Raw genomic sequence first — 17,462 nt, 5'->3', positions numbered from 1 at the left:
GGCGACTGCAGACAGCGCCATTGCCCCGATCATGGTGAGCAAGGCCCACTCGGGAAGCGGCAGGATGGAGCCCAACAGCGCAGCCCAAAGGACGAGTTCGCTGGAGACCAAGGCCCTGTTCGCGGCGCTCTCGGTGATCGTCGCAGTGGCGGTGCTGTTCTTCATCGACCGCCCGCCAACGGTTCGGCCTGGGATATGGGCGCTCGCCCGCTTTGTGGCGGTCGGCATCGCAGTCGCCAAGACTGTGGAAGCGCTGCACTACCTGAGTGCGCACAGGAGGCGTATGAGGGGGCGCTAGGCATCCCGGGCCTCCGGGGTGCCGAAGATGTCAGGCCGTAGAGCACGGGCTTGCCACTGACGGCCCGGCGGGATCGCGTTGTCCTCACCCCACTGGCCAACCGCCTGCTTGGTGGTCCCGAAAAAATAGGCCACGTCAACGTCGGTTTTTAGCCCAAGGCCGTCTTTGATCTGGCGTTTGGTGATGCTCATACCCCCAGTAAATCATCGTTTACCGGCGGGGTCAACCACTATTTACACAGGGGAGTCAACTATACTTGACATGATCGGAACTCGCCTCAAGGAACTCAGGAAAGGTGCCGGCCTCAATCAGGAGGCGTTTGGCGCTATCGCGGGAACGACCAAGCAGTACGTTTCTCAGCTCGAAAGTGGGGTCAATAAAACCCCTAACGGCGACTTTCTTGAGAGCTGGGCCCGGCACTTCGGTGTCCGGATGCAATGGCTGACCAAAGGGAAAGGTCCCAAGCTGGAGGACCAGACTTCAAGCAACGAGGACTGGCGGGATATCAGGGCCACAATTCAAGGCGCATCCATGGGGGCCGGCATGTCGCCAGACGACTACGCGGAGACCCATCACCTGAAATTTCGCGCCTCTAGCCTGCAGCGAAAAGGGCTGCGCCCGCCCTCGCTTGAGGTCTACTATGGCCGTGGCGATTCAATGGAACCGCGCATCAAGGATGGCGATGCCGTGTTGGTTGACAAAACCGACACCCGCATCGTGGACGACCGTATCTACTTCATTCGACACGAGCACCACTACTTCGTCAAAAGACTGCAGAAACACGGGGATTTGACACTGATTCTCAGCGACAACAAGGACGATCCTCAGTGGAGAAAGCCCGTGCTTGTGAAGGATTCCGACGACTTCGAAGTACTAGGGAGAGTGAGATGGATAGGAAGCTGGGAGGATTGATGCTCTGCGTGGCATTGGCGAGCTTTGGCGTGCCAGCCGACGCGGAAGCTTGGACTACGAAGAAGAAGTATGAGGAGTACCTGCAGTCGCTCCCGGCTGAAGGGCCGCGCCCCAGCATGGAGTACGCACAAGCCGCCGCGCTCGAATATTTTCGACTCATCCTGAAAGACGCCGAGTCGGCGCGCTACGAATGGGGCGGCATTGAACAGGGAGTTTTTCGGGGTGGGCTTGAACGCTTCGGAACGCCTGGATGGATCCTGAGCGTCTCCGTGAACGGGAAGAACAGTTATGGCGGATACACCGGGTTTTCTCCCTACAAGCTGATCTTTCGCTCGGGATTCATCGTTGAGGTATACGGATACCACGAGCGCTCCAAAACCTGGATCGCGTACATCGGGGTCAAAAGGCGGCCGATCCCTCCCCTGCCAAGCTACGGCGAACCACAAAGGGCTGATCAAGAGCCTGCGCCCGAAATGAATTACCGGCCAAGCCTGCCGAACTGACTCTTACGCTGCAGCGCACAATAAATTCTCACGCCTGAAAAGTAAATACTTGTTGACATTGATAGTCAACGATGATTTACTACTCCCATGCCCCACGACACCCTCATCCGAGGACGGGGCGGGAGACCGAGATGGGCGAGAAGATCGAAATCCGGCAACGCTACACGGCCGCCGTGCTGTTCACCTGGGAAGCCGATTCCGACGTTACCGGCTTGACCGTCAGCGAGAAGCTGGGGCGCGCGGTGCGGGAGGCAGTGAAGGCTGGCGCCAACCTGAGCAACGCCAACCTGAGCGACGCCAACCTGCGCGGCGCCAACCTGAGCAACGCCAACCTGAGCGACGCCAACCTGAGCAACGCCAACCTGAGCGACGCCAACCTGCGCGGCGCCAACCTGAGCGACGCCAACCTGCGCGGCGCCAACCTGAGCAACGCCAACCTGAGCGACGCCAACCTGCGCGGCGCCAACCTGAGCAACGCCAACCTGATCGACGCCAACCTGCGCGGCGCCAACCTGCGCGGCGCCAAGGGTGCCGACCTTGCCATCGCCCGAACCCGCATCCTTCCCGAAGGCGACCTGATCGGCTGGAAGAAGTGTCAGGACAGCGTGATCGTCAAGCTGCGCATTCCCGCCGACGCCAATCGCTCGCACGCATTCGGCCGCAAGTGTCGCGCCGAGTTCGCCGACGTGCTGGAAGTGTTCGGCGCCGAGGTCGGAATCAGCAGACACGACGGCAAGACCGAATACCGCGTAGGCCAGCGCGTCACGCCCGATTCGTTCGATGACAACTGGCAGGACGAGTGCAGCAACGGGGTGCATTTCTTTATCACGCGCCTGGAAGCTGAGGCGTATTGACATGCACACCCGCTGGCAGCCGGTCGTGCAGCAGGACGAGCCTAGCGACGCGCTGGAGTTCGTGCTGACGCCGCAGGAGCGCACCGACGCCGCCAAGGCGTACTGCGCGATCAAGGCCCACGTCAATCGACTCAACCGTCTGGACGCCGCGCAGGCCGTGGCAGACGAACTTGTCCGGAGGGAAATGCAATGAACCGTCGCAAGGGATACGAGAGCAACGCGCACCGTCGCGATGTGCAGGCCGTGGTGGCGTGCGTGATCGTGGTGGTCGCGCTGGCGGTGTACGGGCTGGCTGACTTGCTGGCCGAGCGTGCGGCGCTGGCTGTGGGGGCGCTGTCGTGAGCGGGCCGGTAGATGTGCTGGCGGTGATCGAGCGCGGAGCCGCCTTGATCGTGGATATGTCGCCAGCGAACACGAACAGCCCGATGGCCCGCGAACTGCGCGAAACCCGCGCCGCCGTGGCCGAGCTGATCGAGGCGGCGAGTATTTACCGCAAGGGCCAGTATCACGACCCGGAAGTCGAGTCGTCGGACGCCTACCGTTCGCGCCGTCTCGCAGAAATCCGTCGACTTGACGCCGCCCTCGCCCGCGTCACCGGGAGCACGCCATGACCCGCCAAACCCAGGCCGGCAGCGTCCTGCGCGCGATCGTGCGCCGCTTCCGCCGCGACATGAAGCACGCAGCCGAGTCCGTGCAGCCTGATCCGCCGAGCCTCGCCGAGACGCTGGTGATGCTGGACGCGATGAACGCGCAGGCGCAGGCAATGCTGAGACAGGTAGCGCCGCGCAGCCCGTATGCGCGGACAAGATTGGGAGACGTGGAATGAGCACCTTTGCGATTCTGGACGGACTGATAGTTGATGCGATCAAGTCCGGGCGCACGAAGTTCAACGACATCTTCAGCGACGAAGTGTCAAAGCGGGCGTACTACGACAGGCCGAGAGACGGCTACCGCCTAGTTGACCGCCGCCTGCAAGCGTTGCGCAAGCGTGGCGCTATCGCCTTCAACAAAGGCGAATGGACCGTATGCGCGCACGAGGCTGGGAGAGTGACATGACCACGACACGCGATCCGCTGGCGGTGCTGCGCCAGATGCAGGTCAATTCCTGCCATTTCCGTAATGGACTCCCGGTGCTTGCCGCTCACCATGACGGGGAGTATCTCCGCGAACTCGAAGCCATCGCGCAGGTCGAGGCGCTGGTGGAGGCCGCAAGGGACAGTCTCGAAACGGGCTTCTACGTCGCATCGACGCCGACCCGCTCGCGCCTGTCTGCTGCGCTGAAAGCCTTCACCCCCGGCCAGGATTCGGAGGGCGGCGGGAATGGGTAAGGCATTGGGTCCGCGCACGAACTTCCGCGTCGTGATTGAGCCGCGCCGGCTCGGAAACTTCGGGTCGATCAGCGTTAGTGACTCGTTCTTCTATCGGGGGCCGTTGGCGGACGAGAGGATCGCGCAAGAGTACGACGACCGCTGCCGGGAGATTGCCGAACAGGTGCGCAGGCATGTGGACAACGTGAGTCATACGTCGGTCGAGTTCGATCAGGAGCCGGTTTGCCAGCACTGCGGTTCGACTTGGACAGAGAGCAGCGACGACTACAACGGCGGCTGCTGTGCCGCTGACGAGGACGCCCAGCTTGCGCGAGAGGCACTCACCACCCAACACCCGGAGGGCGGGGATGGACAGTGACTCCAAGGGTTTCGCGATCTTCGTTACTGCCGTTTTCCTCGGCTTCCTTGGCTCCGTCGTCGTGGGTTGGCCTGCAGCAGTTGCCGCCGGTATCGCAATCGCATTCATCGCTGGGTCAAAGACGGAGGACGGAGACCAATGAACGCTCAGCCGAAGTACACGACGAAGGGTCCGGGGGATTTGACCGGCCCAGGCGATCCGCAGAACGAACCCGAGTCCACCGGCTCAGTGCTGGAGTGCCGGAACGAAACCGGCACATGGCTGGCCGAGAACATGGCCGAGGAACTCCTATCCAGCGCGGCCGAGATCCTCGGCGACTACATCACCGGCTATCAGGACATCTACGCCCGCAACAAGCTGCAACGGGAAATGGTGGAGCTGGCGCAGCGGTGCGAGGACGCGATCCGGAAGGCGGAGCAAGCCGACGACGAAATGCGGGGCTGGCATGGGAGGAAGCGGGCGTGAGAATCGAAAGCTCCACGCGGCGTAGGCCCGACAAATGCGAATGCACGTTCCGCCAGTTCATGGTCGGCGACGGCTGCCAATACTGCAATCCGGGCTATGCCGCGCAATTCCCCGATGACTACAAGCCGGTTCCGGATGCTCCGGTGCCGATGGAACAGGAGAAACACAATGGCGAAGGGTGACGCATTCTGGACGGCACAGGAACGCAAGGCTTCGTTGAAGGAGGCCGAAGCGGCTGGGCAAGTGGCCGACAGCATGGATGTGCGCAAGACGCTAATGCAGCGCGTGCATTCTGGCGAGATCACGCTGGAGCACGCTCAGGCAGAGCTTCGCAAGATCAAGCGCAACGCGAAGGCAAGCGGCAAGGTCACGCGCAACCAAGCCTTCCTTGGGCGGATTCCGTGAGCCTGTTCGCCGCGACCAACGGGTTCGCAGAGTACGCAGACAGCGCCCACAAGCTGCTGTCCTGCAACCGCGAGTTCTACATCGCGCAGTCCCGCCTAACCGTGAACGGCCGAGTGCCGACAGCAGACGAAGTGCGCGCCCGTTTCAACCCCCGCCGCCAGTCAGAAGCAGCCGCATCCCGTAGCGCGCTGGCGGATGGGGTTTCTTATGACCCGTTCGACGCTTACACGGACACGCCGATCCCGCTCTACAGGGACGGTGCCGAGTATGAGCGCGACGAGATGCAAGACGGCCGAGTCGCAGCGGCCCGCTAAGGCTGCGACCTGTCCCGGCAGGTTCCGGGCATATCTCTGAATGAAGGTGATGAAATGGCTTTGACACTCCCTGTTGGCGGCTCCGGTGGCGGCGACTTCAAGCGCGCACCGGCAGGCTCCCATATCGCCGTGTGCAACCTTGTGGCCGACTGCGGCCTGCAACCCGGCTCCCAGGCATTCCCGGCGCCGAAGCGGAAGATTTACGTGCGCTTCGAGATTCCCGCCGAGCGAGTCGAGTACGAAAAGGACGGCAAGCAAGTCGAGGGGCCGCTGACCATCGGTAGCTTTTATACGGCATCCATGAACGAGAAAGCGACGCTGCGCAAGCACCTGGAAGGCTGGCGCGGCAAGGCGTTCACCGACGATGAGGCTGCGGCGTTCGACGTGTCGGCCCTGCTGGGCAAGGCGGCCATGCTGTCCGTCATCGAGTCCGAGAGCGGCGGCAAGACGTACAGCAACATCGCCGGCATCGGCAAGATGCCCAAGGGCATGGACCCGCCGGAAGCTGAGAACCCGCTGTTGTACTTCGATGACAGTTGCGGATCGAAGGAACTGGAAGCGTTGCCCAAGTGGCTGCGCGAGAAGATCGAGGGACAGTTGCGACCGAGCAAGCCGGGCGGCAGCGAATCCCACGCCGGAAGCGATGACTTCCGCGACGACGATATTCCGTTCTGACATGCCTACGCCACGGCAAGGCTACCGCGCGGCGGACGGGGTTCGCATCCCGTCCGTCACCACCATCCTCTCCCGGTTCAAGGATTCGGGGGCGCTGATGAAGTGGGCCTATTCGCAGGGGCGCGAACACGGACGGATGGAGGCGCTGGGGCAGGAAGCCCCGGCCAGCCTCTACGCCGAAACCTCCAAGGCCGCAGATATCGGCACAGCAGCGCACGCCATGGTCGAGGTCAGCATTAACGGCGGGAAGCCGGAAATGGTGGCGTCATACCTCGAACTCCCCGACGACCAGCGGGCGAAGGCTCGATCATCGTTCGACAACTATCAGCGCTGGGCGCGCATGTCCAAGCTGGAAATCCTGCACCAGGAACTCCCGCTGATCAGCGAGGAATACAGGTTCGCGGGAACTCCGGACGCCATCGGGATCGTTGACGGCCAACTGTGTCTGGTGGACTGGAAGACCAGCAACGCGGTGTATTCCGACTACCTGCTGCAACTGGCGGCCTACCGCCACCTGTGGGAAGTGAACCACCCGGATCAGGTGTTGGTCGGCGGCTTCCACCTGTGCCGGTTCAGCAAGGATCACGGGGACTTTGCCCACCACCATTACGCCGAACTAGACGACGCTTGGGAGATGTTCAAGCACCTGCGGGCGGCCTACGGATTCGACTACGGAATCAAGCGGAGAGCAGCATGACCACAGACAACGAAGCGGCAGCGGCGGAGGCTGCGTTTTCCGAGTGGTACGCGGTATATGACGGCTGCGGAGGCCCCAAAGACCCCGAGCAGCTTGCGAAAGACGCATGGCGCGCCGCCATCGCCGCCCACACCGCAGCCAGCGCGGGGGAGGTTGTTGCGGAGCTGACCTTGACCGAAGCAAGCGAAGGGATGGAGTGGCCTGACGCGCCGCTGCGATTAACCGAGACGGGTCGCTTCCGGCTCTGTGCAGGCAGGCATCAACTCTACACCCGCCCACCCGCCGCCGTGCCCGCCGATGCGCTGGAACGGTTGGTGGAGGAAATGGAGGGTGCGGCAGCAGATTGGGACAGCGACGCGCAGCTGGGTTGCGCGCGAGACGCCAAGCGATGGGCCGACGAACTCGCCGCTCTGATCCCGAAAGGAGCCGACCATGAATGACCGTGATCCGGACAAGCCGAACACCGAGCAGGGCCTGTATCGCAAGTTTGACGTGATCCGAACGGACGGCAGCGACCAGCCCGGTGGCAAGCACGAAGGCTGCGAGTACTTCGTGCTGGACGTGACGCACGATCCGCACGCTCGCGCGGCGATCATCGGATATGCCAGAAGTCTGCGCGACGCGGGAACCCATCCGGAACTGCTCCAAGACATCGTGGATCGATGGGTCAGCATCGACATAGCCGGACTTACTCCCGGCAAGGAAGGATCAGACCATGGGCAGCGTTGATCGCAAGACCTACATTGCAAAACTGCGGCTGGACGAGATGCTATCGGACCATGATGTATCGCTTCCGGCAGACCTTTACGACGAGATCGTCGCAGCCCTGCGCGAGCAGCCCGAGGCGCGGGGCGTGGTGGATGTGATTCCGGAAGCCGTGCGCCGGCTGTTGCACGCGACCGAGCATTGCCTATCAGCCGCAGACGAGGGGGTGGACTGCGGTGTAGGGCGTCCGATGCTCGATGCCATGACCACGCTTGGCCTGCTGGAAAAGACAGGACGCGGCAGATGGGCGCCAACAGGTGCAGCGGAGCAATTCGTCTTCGCCCTCACCGCCGCGCAGCCTCCCGTTACTCAGCCGGGCGTGGGCGGTGTAAGTAACGGTGGCGTGCAGCAGCCCGTGCAGGAGGGTGGCGGGGAGGTGTGGCGCTGCTTCCACTGCGACGAGGCATTCACCGACCAGGAAGCCGCAGCGGGTCACTTCGGCACGAAGTTGCATCACCTGCCAGCGTGCCAGATCGACCCGGCAGAGTACCGCCGCATGGAGGCAAAGGAAGCGGACTACGCGGAAGAAGATGCCGCGTGCCACCGCGCGATGCGAGGCATGGAGACGCAGCATCGCCTGGCGTTGGAGCGCGAGGAAATCAAGGGCTACGAACGCGGCCTACGCGACTCTGGCAAATGCCCGTGTGCCGCACCCCCGAGCGCGCCGGTGGGGGTGGAGGCATTGGAAGCAAGACTGCGTGCACGCTATCGTGATTGGCCTACACACAATTCTGATGCTGAGGATGCCGTTGAGGCCGTGTATTGGGCCATCGGGGAATACCTCAATCGCCTGCGGCTCAGCCTCACCCAGCAGCCCGCCCAAGCCGCGCCGGGGGATGGGTTTCCTAGAGTGACAGAAGCGATGGCCCGTCGTTTAGACGACTATCTTGGCGGCGAGTTCGACATCCGCATCGGAAAGCAGGCCGCACACGCAGCGTTGTTCAACGCCCTATCTGCACCGGGGGATGGGTTGAAGCTGGTGCCGGTTGAGCCGACGCGGGAAATGATTGAAGCCGGAATCATGTTTGGCAACTCACCGAACAAGGTTGCGATCATTTATCAGAGCATGATCCACGCAGCCACCCCGCCCGGCGACGATGCGGCGGGAGGCAAGCCATGAAGATCAAGTATTTTGGCTACATGGAAGGAAAGGGCATGGGCAACCTGGCATGGGAAGGTGCGTTCCCCATGAACGGTGGCAAGTTCCCAGCCGCCCATCCAGTTGGCGGCGGGGTTCATTTCAAGTCCGGCCAATACGGAAATTCCGAGGCGATGGACGCCTTCCGGCAGAGGGGCTATTGGGCCTCGTGCTTCCCCGAAGGCGACGGGATCACATTCAAGCCCGTCAACGGACAAACGACCGAACAGGCGCAGCAGGACGTGCGGGAATGTTTCGGCTGGGACGTGAAGGTAATGCGGCCATGACCGCCCGCCCGCAGGATGTCGCGCTGCTGCCGTTGCCGCAGGAATTGATCGACGCGCTCGGGGAGTACGGGTGCGCTCGGTTGGACGGAGTTTCCGAACCTGTCCGCCTGCATCGTTGGCAGCTTGTGTTCGAGCGCATCAAGGAATACGCCCGCGCCAACGTCACCGCCGCCCTCGCATCCGCGCAGGCACGGGAGGATGAGTTGCGGGCGGATGTGGCGTTCCTTCGAGGCGTGGTGGATTCCGGGCGCGAACAGCAGTCGGAACTACTGCAACGCAACGAGCGGCTGGCGGAGGCGTTGCGGGAGTGCCGTAGCGATTACGAACATGCGCTCGGCTTGTCCGAGGATGCATATCGGGAGTGGTGCCGAACTGGGGCGCACGGTCCGCAGCCAAACGATACGTGGCCGCGACATTGCCAGCGGCGCGCTGAGCAGATCGACGAACTCCTATCCACCAACGCCGCGCAACCGGGAGAGACGACGTGACAGAAGACCCGTATTCCAGCAGCGTCGATCTGACCTCCGACGTAGGCGCAACCGTGACCGTTCCGTTCTACGCGAGTGATTCGATTCACTTGTCTGCAGGCGGCGACCTTTCGGTAAGCATCGGGTACATCTCCCCAGCTAATGCGAGAGCGCTCGCCAAAGCGTTGAACGATGCGGCCGACATCGCGGACATGACCCAGGCCCTCGTCCCGCTGGATGCCGCCGGCAGCGCGGAGGGGAGGTCGCGTGGATAACGTCCCTGGCGCCGGCCCGTGCACGCCGGCCGAGATGCGAGTGGTCATTGGCAACATGACCGAACCGGAGCTGATGGCAGCGCTCGAACAGGTGGTCATGCACTGGCAACAGCCGTGGATGCTGACGGGCGATTACCAAGGCGCAGTCGGCCGCTCTGTGCGGTGGCTGCACGACAAGTACGGCCGGGAAGCCCGCCAGGCCCTGACGGGGGAGGCGGGCGGTGGGTGAGAGGTTTTCGGACTGGCTGACGGAGCCCGAGGCGGCCGAGTACGCCAAATGCAGCCTGTGGGCGTTCCGCAAGATGGGGCTGCCGGCCAGCAACTCCGGCGGCCGGAAGGTCTATCATCGCCCCACCATCGACGCGGCCCTACTCTCCCGACCGTGGCAACCCTCTACAAGCGCGGCGACGCCTACTATCTCAATTGGCGGTCTGACGGCCGGCAGCACCGGGTCTCTCTCGGACAAATTGAGAGACGGCAGGCGGAGGCCCTTCGTGCCGAGAAAGAGGCCCAGCTCCACGGGCTAATCACACCCACCCGTGGCGTCGCCGTGGGGGTCGTGCTGGACGGCTACCTCGACTGGTACAGGGACGCCCGCCCCACGACGTACAGGCGCGCCCTGAGCGCCCTCAAGCCCTTCCGTGCACAGTTCGACCGACTCCCCGCCGAGGGGCTGCCCGCCGCCATGATCGAGGCGTGGGCGCACAGACAGACCGCCAAGGGCCAAGCCGAGAAAGCCCTCAAGCTGGCACGCGCCGCGTTCCGGCGTGCCGTGAAGCAGCGCACGCTGGCCCTGAGCCCAATGGAGGGGGTTAACATCCCCAAGAGCCTCACGAGTCGAGCGCCGCCCTACTTTCGGCCCGAACAACTACGCAAGCTGGCGGGCACGCGCCACGGCGCGGCCTGGGTGTTCATGGCGGCAACGGGGGTCAGACGGGGGGAGATGGTGAAAGCTAGACGCGAGGACTGCCGCGATGGCGTCCTGCTGGTGGAGTCGTCGGCCGAGGGCCGTACGAAGTCGGGCAAGTGGCGGGCGATCCCGCTTAACCCCTACGCCAAGCGCGCTCTGCGGGCGCTAGGCGGCGACCTACTGGTCGAGTGTCACAAGGACACGTTGGGCGACTGGTTCCGTGCAGACGCCGATTACGTGGGCGTGGGCGGCTCCCTGCACTGGCTCCGGCACACCTTCTGTACGTCACTGGCGCAGTCGGGGGTCAGCCTGCACGAAATCAAGCGGCTGGCCGGGCATTCGTCCATCACGGTCACGGAGCAATACGCCCACCACGCCCCGGACTACGGACGGGCTGCGGTCAATTCGATGGCTGGCTGGGGGCGGGCGGCAAAAGCCCGCGGTTCCGGCAGTAGGCAATAGCAAGCTCGGCGAAAGCCGCCTCACCGTAATGAAGCATGCCGGTATTGGTGATGAGACACACGATCCGAACGTTCCCGGGGACGTACCCAAGCTCGGGGACTATTCGGTCTAGGGACGGGCGGAATGGGCCAGAATCCTCCAGCGCATGGCCGGTTACCTCGCAGTGGCCCTTGCATCTTCCGGCAATCTCGCGAAGCAGGCCAATGGTCAAACCGAACGGAGTTGCCTTATTCCGATGCTTGTATCTAGCGCGTTCGATCATCCGGTAAAGGTGCTTGTCGTCAACCGGTCGCGCATCTTTAACGGGGGCGGCGCGGAAAGTCTCCACAAGTGCGCGAGCTTCCTCGTATGCGTTTCGCCCTGTCGATAGCCTGACCTGCCTCCCGCCCGCGCGAAAGTTTACGTACCATGTGCCGTTGGCGCGCTGGTACATCGTGTAGCTCTTTGCTGAGGCGATCAGCCTCATGCCGTCGTCCGGCTCTGAAAGGTGCTGAAGGTATAGGCCCATTGCTAAACGATAGCACAGTAAAAAAGCACAGCCAAACGTAACAGGTTGATTTTAAACAAGCCCCCGTAGCTCAGCTGGATAGAGCGTCCCCCTCCTAAGGGGAAGGTCGTGCGTTCGAATCGCGCCGGGGGCGCCACCCTTCACACGAGCCGACCGTGCCGCCCCGCGGCCCCGCGGCGCACAGGAGTTCCCATCGCCATGACCCACCCCGTCCTCACCGCGCTCGGCCTCGGCGCCGACGAATCCGGCACCTACCTCGGCAACGGCGAGTGGTCGAAGACCGCCGACGCCGGCGTGCTCGAGCCGGTCAACCCCACCACCGGCGAGGTGCTGGGCCGGGTGCGGGCCTCGTCGCAAGCCGACTACGCGCTGATCGTCGAACGCGCGCAGGCCGCGTTCAAGGTCTGGCGCACCACCCCGGCACCGCGCCGCGGCGAGGCGATCCGCCTGTGCGCGGATGCGTTGCGCGCACACAAGGACGCGCTCGGTTCGCTGGTCGCGCTGGAGATGGGCAAGTCCAAGCCCGAGGGCGACGGCGAGGTGCAGGAGATGATCGACATCGGCGAGTTCGCCGTCGGCCTGTCGCGCCAGCTCTACGGCCTGACCATGCACAGCGAGCGCCCCGGCCACCGCATGTACGAGCAGTGGCACCCGATCGGCCTGGTCGGGATCATCAGCGCGTTCAACTTCCCGGTCGCGGTGTGGGCGTGGAATGCGTTCGTCGCCGGCGTGTGCGGCGACATCTGCATCTGGAAGCCGTCGCCGAAGACGCCGCTGTCGGCGATCGCGTCGATGAAGATCTGCAACGAGGCGCTGCGCAAGGGCGGCTTCCCGGACATCTTCTTCCTGTTCAACGACGGCGGCACCGAGCTCGCGCGGCAGTTCGTCGACGACAGGCGCATCGCGCTGGTCAGCTTCACCGGTTCCACGAAGGTCGGCCGCCAGGTCGGCGAGCGCGTCGCGCGCCGCATGGGCCGCAGCCTGCTGGAACTGGGCGGCAACAACGCGATCATCGTCGACGAGACCGCCGACCTGAAGCTCGCGATCCCGGCCATCGTGTTCGGCGCGGTCGGCACCGCCGGCCAGCGCTGCACCAGCACGCGCCGCCTGTTCGTCCACGAGTCCATCTACGACGACGTGCTGGCCAGGCTGGTCGCCGCCTACGAACAGGTCGGCAAGAAGATCGGCGACCCGACCGATCCGGCCAACCTGATGGGTCCGCTCAACAGCAGCGATGCGGTCGAGGCCTACCTCGACGCCGTGGAGAAGGCCAGGGCGGCCGGCGGCACCATCGAGACCGGCGGCGCCGCGCTGACCGACCGCAAGGGCTACTTCGTGCTGCCGACCCTGGTCACCGGCCTGTCGAACGACGCCGACATCGTCCAGCACGAAACCTTCGCCCCGATCCTGTACGTGATGAAGTACCGCGAGCTCGACGACGCCATCGACATGCAGAACGCGGTGCCGCAGGGCCTGTCGTCGGCGATCTTCACCACCAACCTCAAGCGCACCGAGGCCTTTCTCGCCGCCTCGGGCTCGGATTGCGGCATCGCCAACGTCAACATCGGCACCTCGGGCGCGGAGATCGGCGGCGCCTTCGGCGGCGAGAAGGAGACCGGCGGCGGCCGCGAGTCGGGTTCGGACGCATGGAAGGCCTACATGCGGCGCCAGACCAACACCATCAACTACTCCGACGCGCTGCCGCTCGCCCAGGGCATCAAGTTCGACCTCTGACCCCGCAGGCGCACGCACCATGCGCATCGCCGCGATCTCGGACGTCCACGGCAACCTGCACGCGCTGCAGGCCGTGCTGGCCGACATCCGCCGACGCGGTTGCGACGCGATCGTCAACCTCGGCGACCTCGCTTCCGGCCCGCTGTGGCCGGCGGAGACGGTGGCCCTGCTGATGGCCACGCCGGCGCTGACCATCGGCGGCAACCACGAGCGCCAGCTGCTGGGCGATGACGTCGCCGCGATGGGCGAATCCGACCGCCTGGCACGCGCGGCGCTGGCGCCGGAACAGCTGGCATGGATCGCCGCCCTGCCCGCGCAGGCGCGGCTGGACGGGGTGTACCTGCTGCACGGCACGCCGGAGAGCGACCTGGGCTATCTGCTGGAACGGGTCGACCCCGACGGCGCACGCGCCGCGCGCCCGGATGAAGTCGCCGCCGCGCTCGGCGATATCGACGCGTCCGTGGTCCTGTGCGGGCATACCCACGTGCCGCGTGCGCTCCGGCTGGACGACGGCCGCCTGTGTGTCAATCCCGGCAGCGTCGGCCTGCAGGCGTTCCGCGGCCGCCAGCCATGGCCGCACGTGATGCAGAGCGGGACTCCCGCGGCGCGATATGCGATGCTGCAGCGCGACAGCGGCAGCTGGCGCGCGGAACTGCTCGCCGTCGACTACGATCCTGCCCCGGCCGCCGGCCTGGCGCGGGCGCGTGGCTGCGACGAGTGGGTGGAAGCGCTGCGCTGCGGCTGCCTGTCGCCCTGACTTCCCCCCACCGGTTCGGCCATGCGCCGGGAGTACCGCCCCATGAATACCACCGCCCGCCAGACCAGCGCCCTCGCCATCACCAGCCTGATCTCCGGCATCCTCGGCTGGACCCTGGTGCCGTGGATCGGCAGCATCGTCGCGATCGTCACCGGCCACCTGGCACGCGGCGAGATCCGACGCGAGCCCGAGCGGATGGAAGGCGACGGCCTCGCGATCGCCGGCCTGGTCCTGGGCTACGCGATGCTCGCCTTCAGCGTGATCGGCATCTTCGTGCTGCTCGTGTTCTTCGGCGGCCTGGTCTGGCTGGGGTTCAACACCTGAGATGTACGGCCTGGTGCGACCGCTGCTGTTCGGGCTGGAAGCCGAGCGCGCGCACGCGTTCGGGCTGCGCTCGCTGGACACGCTGCATGGCCTCGGCCTGTCGCGCCTGCTCGGCCCGCGGCCGCGCCCGTTCCCGACGAACGCATTCGGACTGACTTTTCCCAATCCGGTCGGTCTCGCCGCCGGACTCGACAAGAACGGCGCGCACGTCGACGCGCTGTTCGCGCTCGGCTTCGGCTTCGTCGAGATCGGCACGGTCACGCCGCGCCCGCAGCCGGGCAACCCGCAGCCGCGCCTGTTCCGGCTGCCGCGCTACCGCGCCCTGATCAACCGGCTCGGCTTCAACAACGACGGCGTCGATGCGCTGGTGCGCAACGTCGAGCGCGTGCGCGTGCGCGGCGGTCCGCTCGGCATCAACATCGGCAAGAACAAGGACACGCCCAACGAGTCGGCCGACCGCGACTACCTGCACTGCCTGGAGCGGGTGTACCCGCTGGCGGACTACGTGACCGTCAACATCTCCTCGCCCAACACCGCCGGCCTGCGCGAGCTGCAGGAGGAACAGGCGCTGCGGCGCCTGGTCGGCACCCTGCGCGAGGCGCAGGAACGGCTCGGCGCGAAGCACGGCAAGCGGGTGCCGATGCTGGTCAAGATCGCGCCGGACATGTCCGACGACGACGTGCACGCGGCCGCGCGGGTACTGGCCGACCTGCAGGTCGACGGCGTGATCGCCACCAACACCACCGTGTCGCGCATCTCGGTGCAGGACGATCCGCAATCGCGCGAGACCGGCGGCCTGTCCGGCGAGCCGCTGATGAACAAGTCCACCGCGGTCCTGCGCATGCTGCGCACGCGCATGCCCGAGGCGATCCCGCTGGTGGGCGTCGGCGGCATCCTCTCCGGCGCGGACGCGGTCAAGAAGATGGCCGCGGGCGCATCGCTGGTGCAGGTGTACACCGGGCTGGTCTACCGCGGATCCGGACTGATCGGGGAATGCGTGGAGGCCATCCGCCGGCGCAAGGAAGCCCCGAGCCGCGGCAACCTGCCGAACCTGTGAGCCGGCGATGAGCGACGCCTGGCGCGTGACCCGTGGCGCCGACCTGCGCGCGCGCAACACCTTCGGCGTTTCCGCGCGCGCGCCGCTGCTGCTGGAGCTCGACGAAGCGGCCCGGCTCGCCGATGCGCTCGCCGCCCTGCCCGCCGGTCCCCTGCTGGTGCTCGGCGGCGGCAGCAACCTGCTGTTCGCCGGCGATCCCGAAGGCGCGGTGCTGTCGCTGCGCGCCGCCAGCCTGCGCATCCTCGCCGAGGATGGCGCGTACGCGATCGTCCGCGCCGACGCCGGCGCGGACTGGCACGGATTCGTGCGCTGGACCCTCGACCATGGCCTGTACGGCATGGAGAACCTCGCGCTGATCCCGGGCACCGTCGGCGCGGCGCCGATCCAGAACATCGGCGCCTACGGCGTCGAGGTGCGCGAATTCGTGCACGCGGTCGAGGCCCTCGAACCCGCCACAGGACGCAGCCGGCGCCTGTCCCGCGACGAATGCGCGCTCGGCTACCGCGACAGCCTGTTCAAGCGCGAGCGCGACCGCTTCATCGTCACCGCCGTTGAGTTCAGGCTGTCGCGCACGCCGGCGGTGCGCATCGACTACGCCGGCGTGCGCGAGGCACTGGCCGCGGACGGCCTCGCCGCGCCCACCCCTGCACGAGTGTTCGACGCGGTCTGCGCCCTGCGCCGGAGCAAGTTGCCCGATCCTGCCGCGATCGGCAATGCGGGCAGCTTCTTCAAGAACCCGATCGTGCCGCTGGCGCAAGCGCAGGCGCTCGCCGACGCGCATCCCCGGCTGCCGGTGTTCCCGGGTGTCGACGAGCGCAGCCGCAAGCTGTCGGCCGCGTGGCTGATCGACGCCTGCGGCTGGAAAGGCCATCGCGACGGCGACGCCGGCGTGTCCACGCAGCACGCGCTGGTGCTGGTCAACCATGGCGCGGCCACCGGCGCGCAGCTGCTCGCACTGGCGCGGTGGATCGCGGCCTCGGTGTCGGAACGCTTCGGCGTGGCGCTCGAGCCCGAGCCGCGCATCGTCGGCGACCACTGGTGAACGGCGTGCTCTCCCGCTGGTGGCCGTCCTCGGTGTACGGCCGCGCCGCGCTGCTGATGCTGGGCAGCACGCTGTCGTTCGCGATGATGGCGCTGGCGATCCGTTACGCCACGGCGACGGTGCCGACCACCGAGATCGCGTTCTTCCGCAACCTGTTCGGCCTCGCTGCGCTGATGCCGCTGATCCTGCGGCGCGGCCGCGCGCTGCCCCGCACCCGCCACGTCGGACGCTATCTGGTGCGCACCAGCATCGGGCTGGCGGCGATGCTGTGCGGCTTCTGGGCGGTGGGGCACCTGCCGCTGGCGCAGGCGGTGTCGCTGTCGTACGCGACGCCGCTGTTCGTCACCATCGGCGCCGCGTTGTGGTTGAACGAGAACGTCCGCATCCGCCGCTGGCTGGCGGTGGCGGCCGGCTTCCTCGGGGTGATGGTGATCCTGCGGCCGGGCACCGGCTTCACGCCGGGCATGATCGTCGCGCTGCTCGGCGCGTTCTTCAGCGGCATCGTCGCGCTGCAGATCAAGCAGCTTTCGCGCTTCGACGCGCCGGACACGGTGGTGTTCTACACCTACGTGTTCTGGGTGCCGATGTCGCTGGTGCCCGCGCTGTTCCAGTGGGTGTGGCCCGGGCCGACGGCCTGGTTGTGGCTGGGGGCGACCGGCGTGATGGGCACGTTCGGGCAACTGCTGTGGACGCGCGCGATCGCGCTGGGCGAGGTCTCGGCGCTGCAGCCGATCAGCTTCGTGCAGTTGCCGGTGCTGGTGGTGTTCGGCTGGTGGCTGTTCGGCGAGACGATCGATGCCTGGACCTTGGCCGGCGCGGCGATCGTGCTCGGCGCCAACGGCTATATCGCCCACCGCGAGACGATGCTGCTGCGCCGTTCGGCGACGCAGGCCCCGGTGGAGGCGGCGAAACCCGGCGAGTGACGCC

At 65.8% G+C, this 17,462-nt stretch carries 32 protein-coding genes and 1 tRNA gene; 32 read left to right on the top strand and 1 reads right to left on the bottom strand.

The genetic code is table 11. The annotated features are described in order from the left end of the window. Nucleotides 1–34 precede the first annotated feature (34 nt). A complete protein-coding gene (locus JMO03_RS16055; protein WP_238346236.1) occupies nt 35–298 on the top strand; it encodes a hypothetical protein in 264 nt (87 codons plus the stop codon). Here JMO03_RS16055 and JMO03_RS16050 read toward each other — a convergent pair. Beyond that, on the bottom strand, nt 295–489 hold the full coding sequence (locus JMO03_RS16050; protein WP_202844749.1) for a helix-turn-helix domain-containing protein: 195 nt from the start codon (nt 487–489) through the stop codon (nt 295–297). The two genes, JMO03_RS16055 and JMO03_RS16050, sit on opposite strands and share 4 nt — an antisense overlap. Before the next feature lie 70 nt (nt 490–559). Between JMO03_RS16050 and JMO03_RS16045 the strand changes: the two genes are divergently transcribed. From JMO03_RS16045 to JMO03_RS15895, 31 genes are all read left to right on the top strand, one after another. After that, nucleotides 560–1,210 carry an XRE family transcriptional regulator gene (locus tag JMO03_RS16045; RefSeq protein ID WP_202844748.1) on the top strand — a complete coding sequence of 217 codons (651 nt, stop codon included), beginning with the start codon at nt 560–562 and terminating at the stop codon, nt 1,208–1,210. After that, nucleotides 1,186–1,713 carry a hypothetical protein gene (locus JMO03_RS16040; RefSeq protein WP_202844747.1) on the top strand — a complete coding sequence of 176 codons (528 nt, stop codon included), beginning with the start codon at nt 1,186–1,188 and terminating at the stop codon, nt 1,711–1,713. The genes JMO03_RS16045 and JMO03_RS16040 overlap by 25 nt, the downstream gene beginning before the upstream one ends. Nucleotides 1,714–1,844: 131 nt before the next feature. Further along, entirely contained in the window at nt 1,845–2,567 is a 723-nt protein-coding gene (locus tag JMO03_RS16035; RefSeq protein WP_202844746.1) for a pentapeptide repeat-containing protein, read from the top strand. 1 nt (nt 2,568) lies between these two features. Further along, on the top strand, nt 2,569–2,760 hold the full coding sequence (locus tag JMO03_RS16030; protein WP_202844745.1) for a hypothetical protein: 192 nt from the start codon (nt 2,569–2,571) through the stop codon (nt 2,758–2,760). Then, entirely contained in the window at nt 2,757–2,909 is a 153-nt protein-coding gene (locus JMO03_RS16025; RefSeq protein ID WP_202844744.1) for a hypothetical protein, read from the top strand. The genes JMO03_RS16030 and JMO03_RS16025 overlap by 4 nt, the downstream gene beginning before the upstream one ends. Then, the gene (locus JMO03_RS16020; protein WP_202844743.1) at nt 2,906–3,178 is read left to right on the top strand and encodes a hypothetical protein; all 273 of its coding nucleotides are present in this window, start codon (nt 2,906–2,908) and stop codon (nt 3,176–3,178) included. Before JMO03_RS16025 ends, JMO03_RS16020 begins: the two co-directional genes overlap by 4 nt. After that, nucleotides 3,175–3,393, top strand: coding sequence for a hypothetical protein (locus JMO03_RS16015; protein ID WP_202844742.1), 219 nt, complete (start codon nt 3,175–3,177; stop codon nt 3,391–3,393). Before JMO03_RS16020 ends, JMO03_RS16015 begins: the two co-directional genes overlap by 4 nt. Continuing rightward, nucleotides 3,390–3,623 (top strand): hypothetical protein, encoded by a 234-nt coding sequence (locus tag JMO03_RS16010; RefSeq protein WP_202844741.1) that lies wholly within the window; start codon nt 3,390–3,392, stop codon nt 3,621–3,623. The genes JMO03_RS16015 and JMO03_RS16010 overlap by 4 nt, the downstream gene beginning before the upstream one ends. Beyond that, the gene (locus JMO03_RS16005; protein WP_202844740.1) at nt 3,620–3,895 is read left to right on the top strand and encodes a hypothetical protein; all 276 of its coding nucleotides are present in this window, start codon (nt 3,620–3,622) and stop codon (nt 3,893–3,895) included. Before JMO03_RS16010 ends, JMO03_RS16005 begins: the two co-directional genes overlap by 4 nt. Beyond that, nucleotides 3,888–4,253 carry a hypothetical protein gene (locus JMO03_RS16000; RefSeq protein WP_202844739.1) on the top strand — a complete coding sequence of 122 codons (366 nt, stop codon included), beginning with the start codon at nt 3,888–3,890 and terminating at the stop codon, nt 4,251–4,253. Before JMO03_RS16005 ends, JMO03_RS16000 begins: the two co-directional genes overlap by 8 nt. A 138-nt stretch (nt 4,254–4,391) precedes the next feature. Next, entirely contained in the window at nt 4,392–4,718 is a 327-nt protein-coding gene (locus JMO03_RS15995; RefSeq protein WP_202844738.1) for a hypothetical protein, read from the top strand. Then, nucleotides 4,715–4,900, top strand: a complete 186-nt coding sequence (locus JMO03_RS15990; RefSeq protein WP_202844737.1) for a hypothetical protein — start codon at nt 4,715–4,717, stop codon at nt 4,898–4,900. The genes JMO03_RS15995 and JMO03_RS15990 overlap by 4 nt, the downstream gene beginning before the upstream one ends. Further along, the gene (locus JMO03_RS15985) at nt 4,887–5,123 is read left to right on the top strand and encodes a hypothetical protein (RefSeq protein ID WP_202844736.1); all 237 of its coding nucleotides are present in this window, start codon (nt 4,887–4,889) and stop codon (nt 5,121–5,123) included. Before JMO03_RS15990 ends, JMO03_RS15985 begins: the two co-directional genes overlap by 14 nt. Then, a complete protein-coding gene (locus tag JMO03_RS15980) occupies nt 5,120–5,437 on the top strand; it encodes a hypothetical protein (protein WP_202844735.1) in 318 nt (105 codons plus the stop codon). Before JMO03_RS15985 ends, JMO03_RS15980 begins: the two co-directional genes overlap by 4 nt. Before the next feature lie 54 nt (nt 5,438–5,491). Beyond that, nucleotides 5,492–6,112 (top strand): phage replication initiation protein, NGO0469 family, encoded by a 621-nt coding sequence (locus tag JMO03_RS15975; RefSeq protein ID WP_202844734.1) that lies wholly within the window; start codon nt 5,492–5,494, stop codon nt 6,110–6,112. After that, nucleotides 6,081–6,809, top strand: coding sequence for a PD-(D/E)XK nuclease family protein (locus tag JMO03_RS15970; RefSeq protein WP_202844733.1), 729 nt, complete (start codon nt 6,081–6,083; stop codon nt 6,807–6,809). The genes JMO03_RS15975 and JMO03_RS15970 overlap by 32 nt, the downstream gene beginning before the upstream one ends. After that, nucleotides 6,806–7,249 (top strand): hypothetical protein, encoded by a 444-nt coding sequence (locus tag JMO03_RS15965; RefSeq protein WP_202844732.1) that lies wholly within the window; start codon nt 6,806–6,808, stop codon nt 7,247–7,249. Before JMO03_RS15970 ends, JMO03_RS15965 begins: the two co-directional genes overlap by 4 nt. Then, entirely contained in the window at nt 7,242–7,538 is a 297-nt protein-coding gene (locus tag JMO03_RS15960) for a hypothetical protein (RefSeq protein WP_202844731.1), read from the top strand. Before JMO03_RS15965 ends, JMO03_RS15960 begins: the two co-directional genes overlap by 8 nt. Continuing rightward, a complete protein-coding gene (locus tag JMO03_RS15955) occupies nt 7,525–8,694 on the top strand; it encodes a hypothetical protein (protein ID WP_202844730.1) in 1,170 nt (389 codons plus the stop codon). Before JMO03_RS15960 ends, JMO03_RS15955 begins: the two co-directional genes overlap by 14 nt. Beyond that, nucleotides 8,691–8,999 (top strand): hypothetical protein, encoded by a 309-nt coding sequence (locus tag JMO03_RS15950; protein WP_202844729.1) that lies wholly within the window; start codon nt 8,691–8,693, stop codon nt 8,997–8,999. The genes JMO03_RS15955 and JMO03_RS15950 overlap by 4 nt, the downstream gene beginning before the upstream one ends. Next, nucleotides 8,996–9,487 (top strand): hypothetical protein, encoded by a 492-nt coding sequence (locus tag JMO03_RS15945; RefSeq protein WP_202844728.1) that lies wholly within the window; start codon nt 8,996–8,998, stop codon nt 9,485–9,487. Before JMO03_RS15950 ends, JMO03_RS15945 begins: the two co-directional genes overlap by 4 nt. Then, nucleotides 9,484–9,741, top strand: coding sequence for a hypothetical protein (locus JMO03_RS15940; RefSeq protein ID WP_202844727.1), 258 nt, complete (start codon nt 9,484–9,486; stop codon nt 9,739–9,741). The genes JMO03_RS15945 and JMO03_RS15940 overlap by 4 nt, the downstream gene beginning before the upstream one ends. Next, nucleotides 9,734–9,970, top strand: a complete 237-nt coding sequence (locus tag JMO03_RS15935; protein WP_202844726.1) for a hypothetical protein — start codon at nt 9,734–9,736, stop codon at nt 9,968–9,970. The genes JMO03_RS15940 and JMO03_RS15935 overlap by 8 nt, the downstream gene beginning before the upstream one ends. 153 nt (nt 9,971–10,123) lie before the next feature. Further along, nucleotides 10,124–11,113 carry a tyrosine-type recombinase/integrase gene (locus JMO03_RS21540; RefSeq protein WP_337926435.1) on the top strand — a complete coding sequence of 330 codons (990 nt, stop codon included), beginning with the start codon at nt 10,124–10,126 and terminating at the stop codon, nt 11,111–11,113. A 567-nt stretch (nt 11,114–11,680) separates the two neighbouring features. Then, nucleotides 11,681–11,757, top strand: a tRNA-Arg gene (locus JMO03_RS15925). 62 nt (nt 11,758–11,819) lie between these two features. Beyond that, on the top strand, nt 11,820–13,355 hold the full coding sequence (gene amaB / locus JMO03_RS15920; protein ID WP_202844725.1) for an L-piperidine-6-carboxylate dehydrogenase: 1,536 nt from the start codon (nt 11,820–11,822) through the stop codon (nt 13,353–13,355). 19 nt (nt 13,356–13,374) lie between these two features. After that, nucleotides 13,375–14,112, top strand: a complete 738-nt coding sequence (locus JMO03_RS15915) for a metallophosphoesterase family protein (RefSeq protein ID WP_202844724.1) — start codon at nt 13,375–13,377, stop codon at nt 14,110–14,112. Nucleotides 14,113–14,154: 42 nt separating this feature from the next. Continuing rightward, nucleotides 14,155–14,436 (top strand): DUF4190 domain-containing protein, encoded by a 282-nt coding sequence (locus JMO03_RS15910; RefSeq protein ID WP_202844723.1) that lies wholly within the window; start codon nt 14,155–14,157, stop codon nt 14,434–14,436. Between the two features lies 1 nt (nt 14,437). Beyond that, nucleotides 14,438–15,493, top strand: a complete 1,056-nt coding sequence (locus tag JMO03_RS15905) for a quinone-dependent dihydroorotate dehydrogenase (RefSeq protein WP_202844722.1) — start codon at nt 14,438–14,440, stop codon at nt 15,491–15,493. Nucleotides 15,494–15,500: 7 nt separating this feature from the next. Beyond that, the gene (murB, locus tag JMO03_RS15900; RefSeq protein WP_202844721.1) at nt 15,501–16,535 is read left to right on the top strand and encodes a UDP-N-acetylmuramate dehydrogenase; all 1,035 of its coding nucleotides are present in this window, start codon (nt 15,501–15,503) and stop codon (nt 16,533–16,535) included. Nucleotides 16,536–16,591: 56 nt separating this feature from the next. Continuing rightward, nucleotides 16,592–17,458 (top strand): DMT family transporter, encoded by an 867-nt coding sequence (locus JMO03_RS15895; RefSeq protein WP_202844929.1) that lies wholly within the window; start codon nt 16,592–16,594, stop codon nt 17,456–17,458. Nucleotides 17,459–17,462 lie beyond the last annotated feature (4 nt).

The sequence above is a fragment of the Luteimonas saliphila genome, assembly GCF_016774335.1.
Taxonomy (GTDB): Bacteria; Pseudomonadota; Gammaproteobacteria; order Xanthomonadales; family Xanthomonadaceae; genus Luteimonas; species Luteimonas saliphila.
Note: the sequence above shows the minus strand (reverse complement) of the source record. Positions and strands in the feature narration are given on the sequence as shown.

Bases quoted from the DNA above. Each gene is read 5' to 3' on its own strand.
- JMO03_RS16050 (WP_202844749.1), bottom strand. From the start codon at position 489: ATGAGCATCACCAAACGCCAGATCAAAGACGGCCTTGGGCTAAAAACC.
- JMO03_RS16045 (WP_202844748.1), top strand. From the start codon at position 560: ATGATCGGAACTCGCCTCAAGGAACTCAGGAAAGGTGCCGGCCTCAAT.
- JMO03_RS16040 (WP_202844747.1), top strand. From the start codon at position 1,186: ATGGATAGGAAGCTGGGAGGATTGATGCTCTGCGTGGCATTGGCGAGC.
- JMO03_RS16035 (WP_202844746.1), top strand. From the start codon at position 1,845: ATGGGCGAGAAGATCGAAATCCGGCAACGCTACACGGCCGCCGTGCTG.
- JMO03_RS16030 (WP_202844745.1), top strand. From the start codon at position 2,569: ATGCACACCCGCTGGCAGCCGGTCGTGCAGCAGGACGAGCCTAGCGAC.
- JMO03_RS16025 (WP_202844744.1), top strand. From the start codon at position 2,757: ATGAACCGTCGCAAGGGATACGAGAGCAACGCGCACCGTCGCGATGTG.
- JMO03_RS16015 (WP_202844742.1), top strand. From the start codon at position 3,175: ATGACCCGCCAAACCCAGGCCGGCAGCGTCCTGCGCGCGATCGTGCGC.
- JMO03_RS16010 (WP_202844741.1), top strand. From the start codon at position 3,390: ATGAGCACCTTTGCGATTCTGGACGGACTGATAGTTGATGCGATCAAG.
- JMO03_RS16005 (WP_202844740.1), top strand. From the start codon at position 3,620: ATGACCACGACACGCGATCCGCTGGCGGTGCTGCGCCAGATGCAGGTC.
- JMO03_RS16000 (WP_202844739.1), top strand. From the start codon at position 3,888: ATGGGTAAGGCATTGGGTCCGCGCACGAACTTCCGCGTCGTGATTGAG.
- JMO03_RS15995 (WP_202844738.1), top strand. From the start codon at position 4,392: ATGAACGCTCAGCCGAAGTACACGACGAAGGGTCCGGGGGATTTGACC.
- JMO03_RS15985 (WP_202844736.1), top strand. From the start codon at position 4,887: ATGGCGAAGGGTGACGCATTCTGGACGGCACAGGAACGCAAGGCTTCG.
- JMO03_RS15975 (WP_202844734.1), top strand. From the start codon at position 5,492: ATGGCTTTGACACTCCCTGTTGGCGGCTCCGGTGGCGGCGACTTCAAG.
- JMO03_RS15970 (WP_202844733.1), top strand. From the start codon at position 6,081: ATGACTTCCGCGACGACGATATTCCGTTCTGACATGCCTACGCCACGG.
- JMO03_RS15965 (WP_202844732.1), top strand. From the start codon at position 6,806: ATGACCACAGACAACGAAGCGGCAGCGGCGGAGGCTGCGTTTTCCGAG.
- JMO03_RS15960 (WP_202844731.1), top strand. From the start codon at position 7,242: ATGAATGACCGTGATCCGGACAAGCCGAACACCGAGCAGGGCCTGTAT.
- JMO03_RS15955 (WP_202844730.1), top strand. From the start codon at position 7,525: ATGGGCAGCGTTGATCGCAAGACCTACATTGCAAAACTGCGGCTGGAC.
- JMO03_RS15950 (WP_202844729.1), top strand. From the start codon at position 8,691: ATGAAGATCAAGTATTTTGGCTACATGGAAGGAAAGGGCATGGGCAAC.
- JMO03_RS15945 (WP_202844728.1), top strand. From the start codon at position 8,996: ATGACCGCCCGCCCGCAGGATGTCGCGCTGCTGCCGTTGCCGCAGGAA.
- amaB (WP_202844725.1), top strand. From the start codon at position 11,820: ATGACCCACCCCGTCCTCACCGCGCTCGGCCTCGGCGCCGACGAATCC.
- JMO03_RS15915 (WP_202844724.1), top strand. From the start codon at position 13,375: ATGCGCATCGCCGCGATCTCGGACGTCCACGGCAACCTGCACGCGCTG.
- JMO03_RS15910 (WP_202844723.1), top strand. From the start codon at position 14,155: ATGAATACCACCGCCCGCCAGACCAGCGCCCTCGCCATCACCAGCCTG.
- JMO03_RS15905 (WP_202844722.1), top strand. From the start codon at position 14,438: ATGTACGGCCTGGTGCGACCGCTGCTGTTCGGGCTGGAAGCCGAGCGC.
- murB (WP_202844721.1), top strand. From the start codon at position 15,501: ATGAGCGACGCCTGGCGCGTGACCCGTGGCGCCGACCTGCGCGCGCGC.
- JMO03_RS15895 (WP_202844929.1), top strand. From the start codon at position 16,592: ATGCTGGGCAGCACGCTGTCGTTCGCGATGATGGCGCTGGCGATCCGT.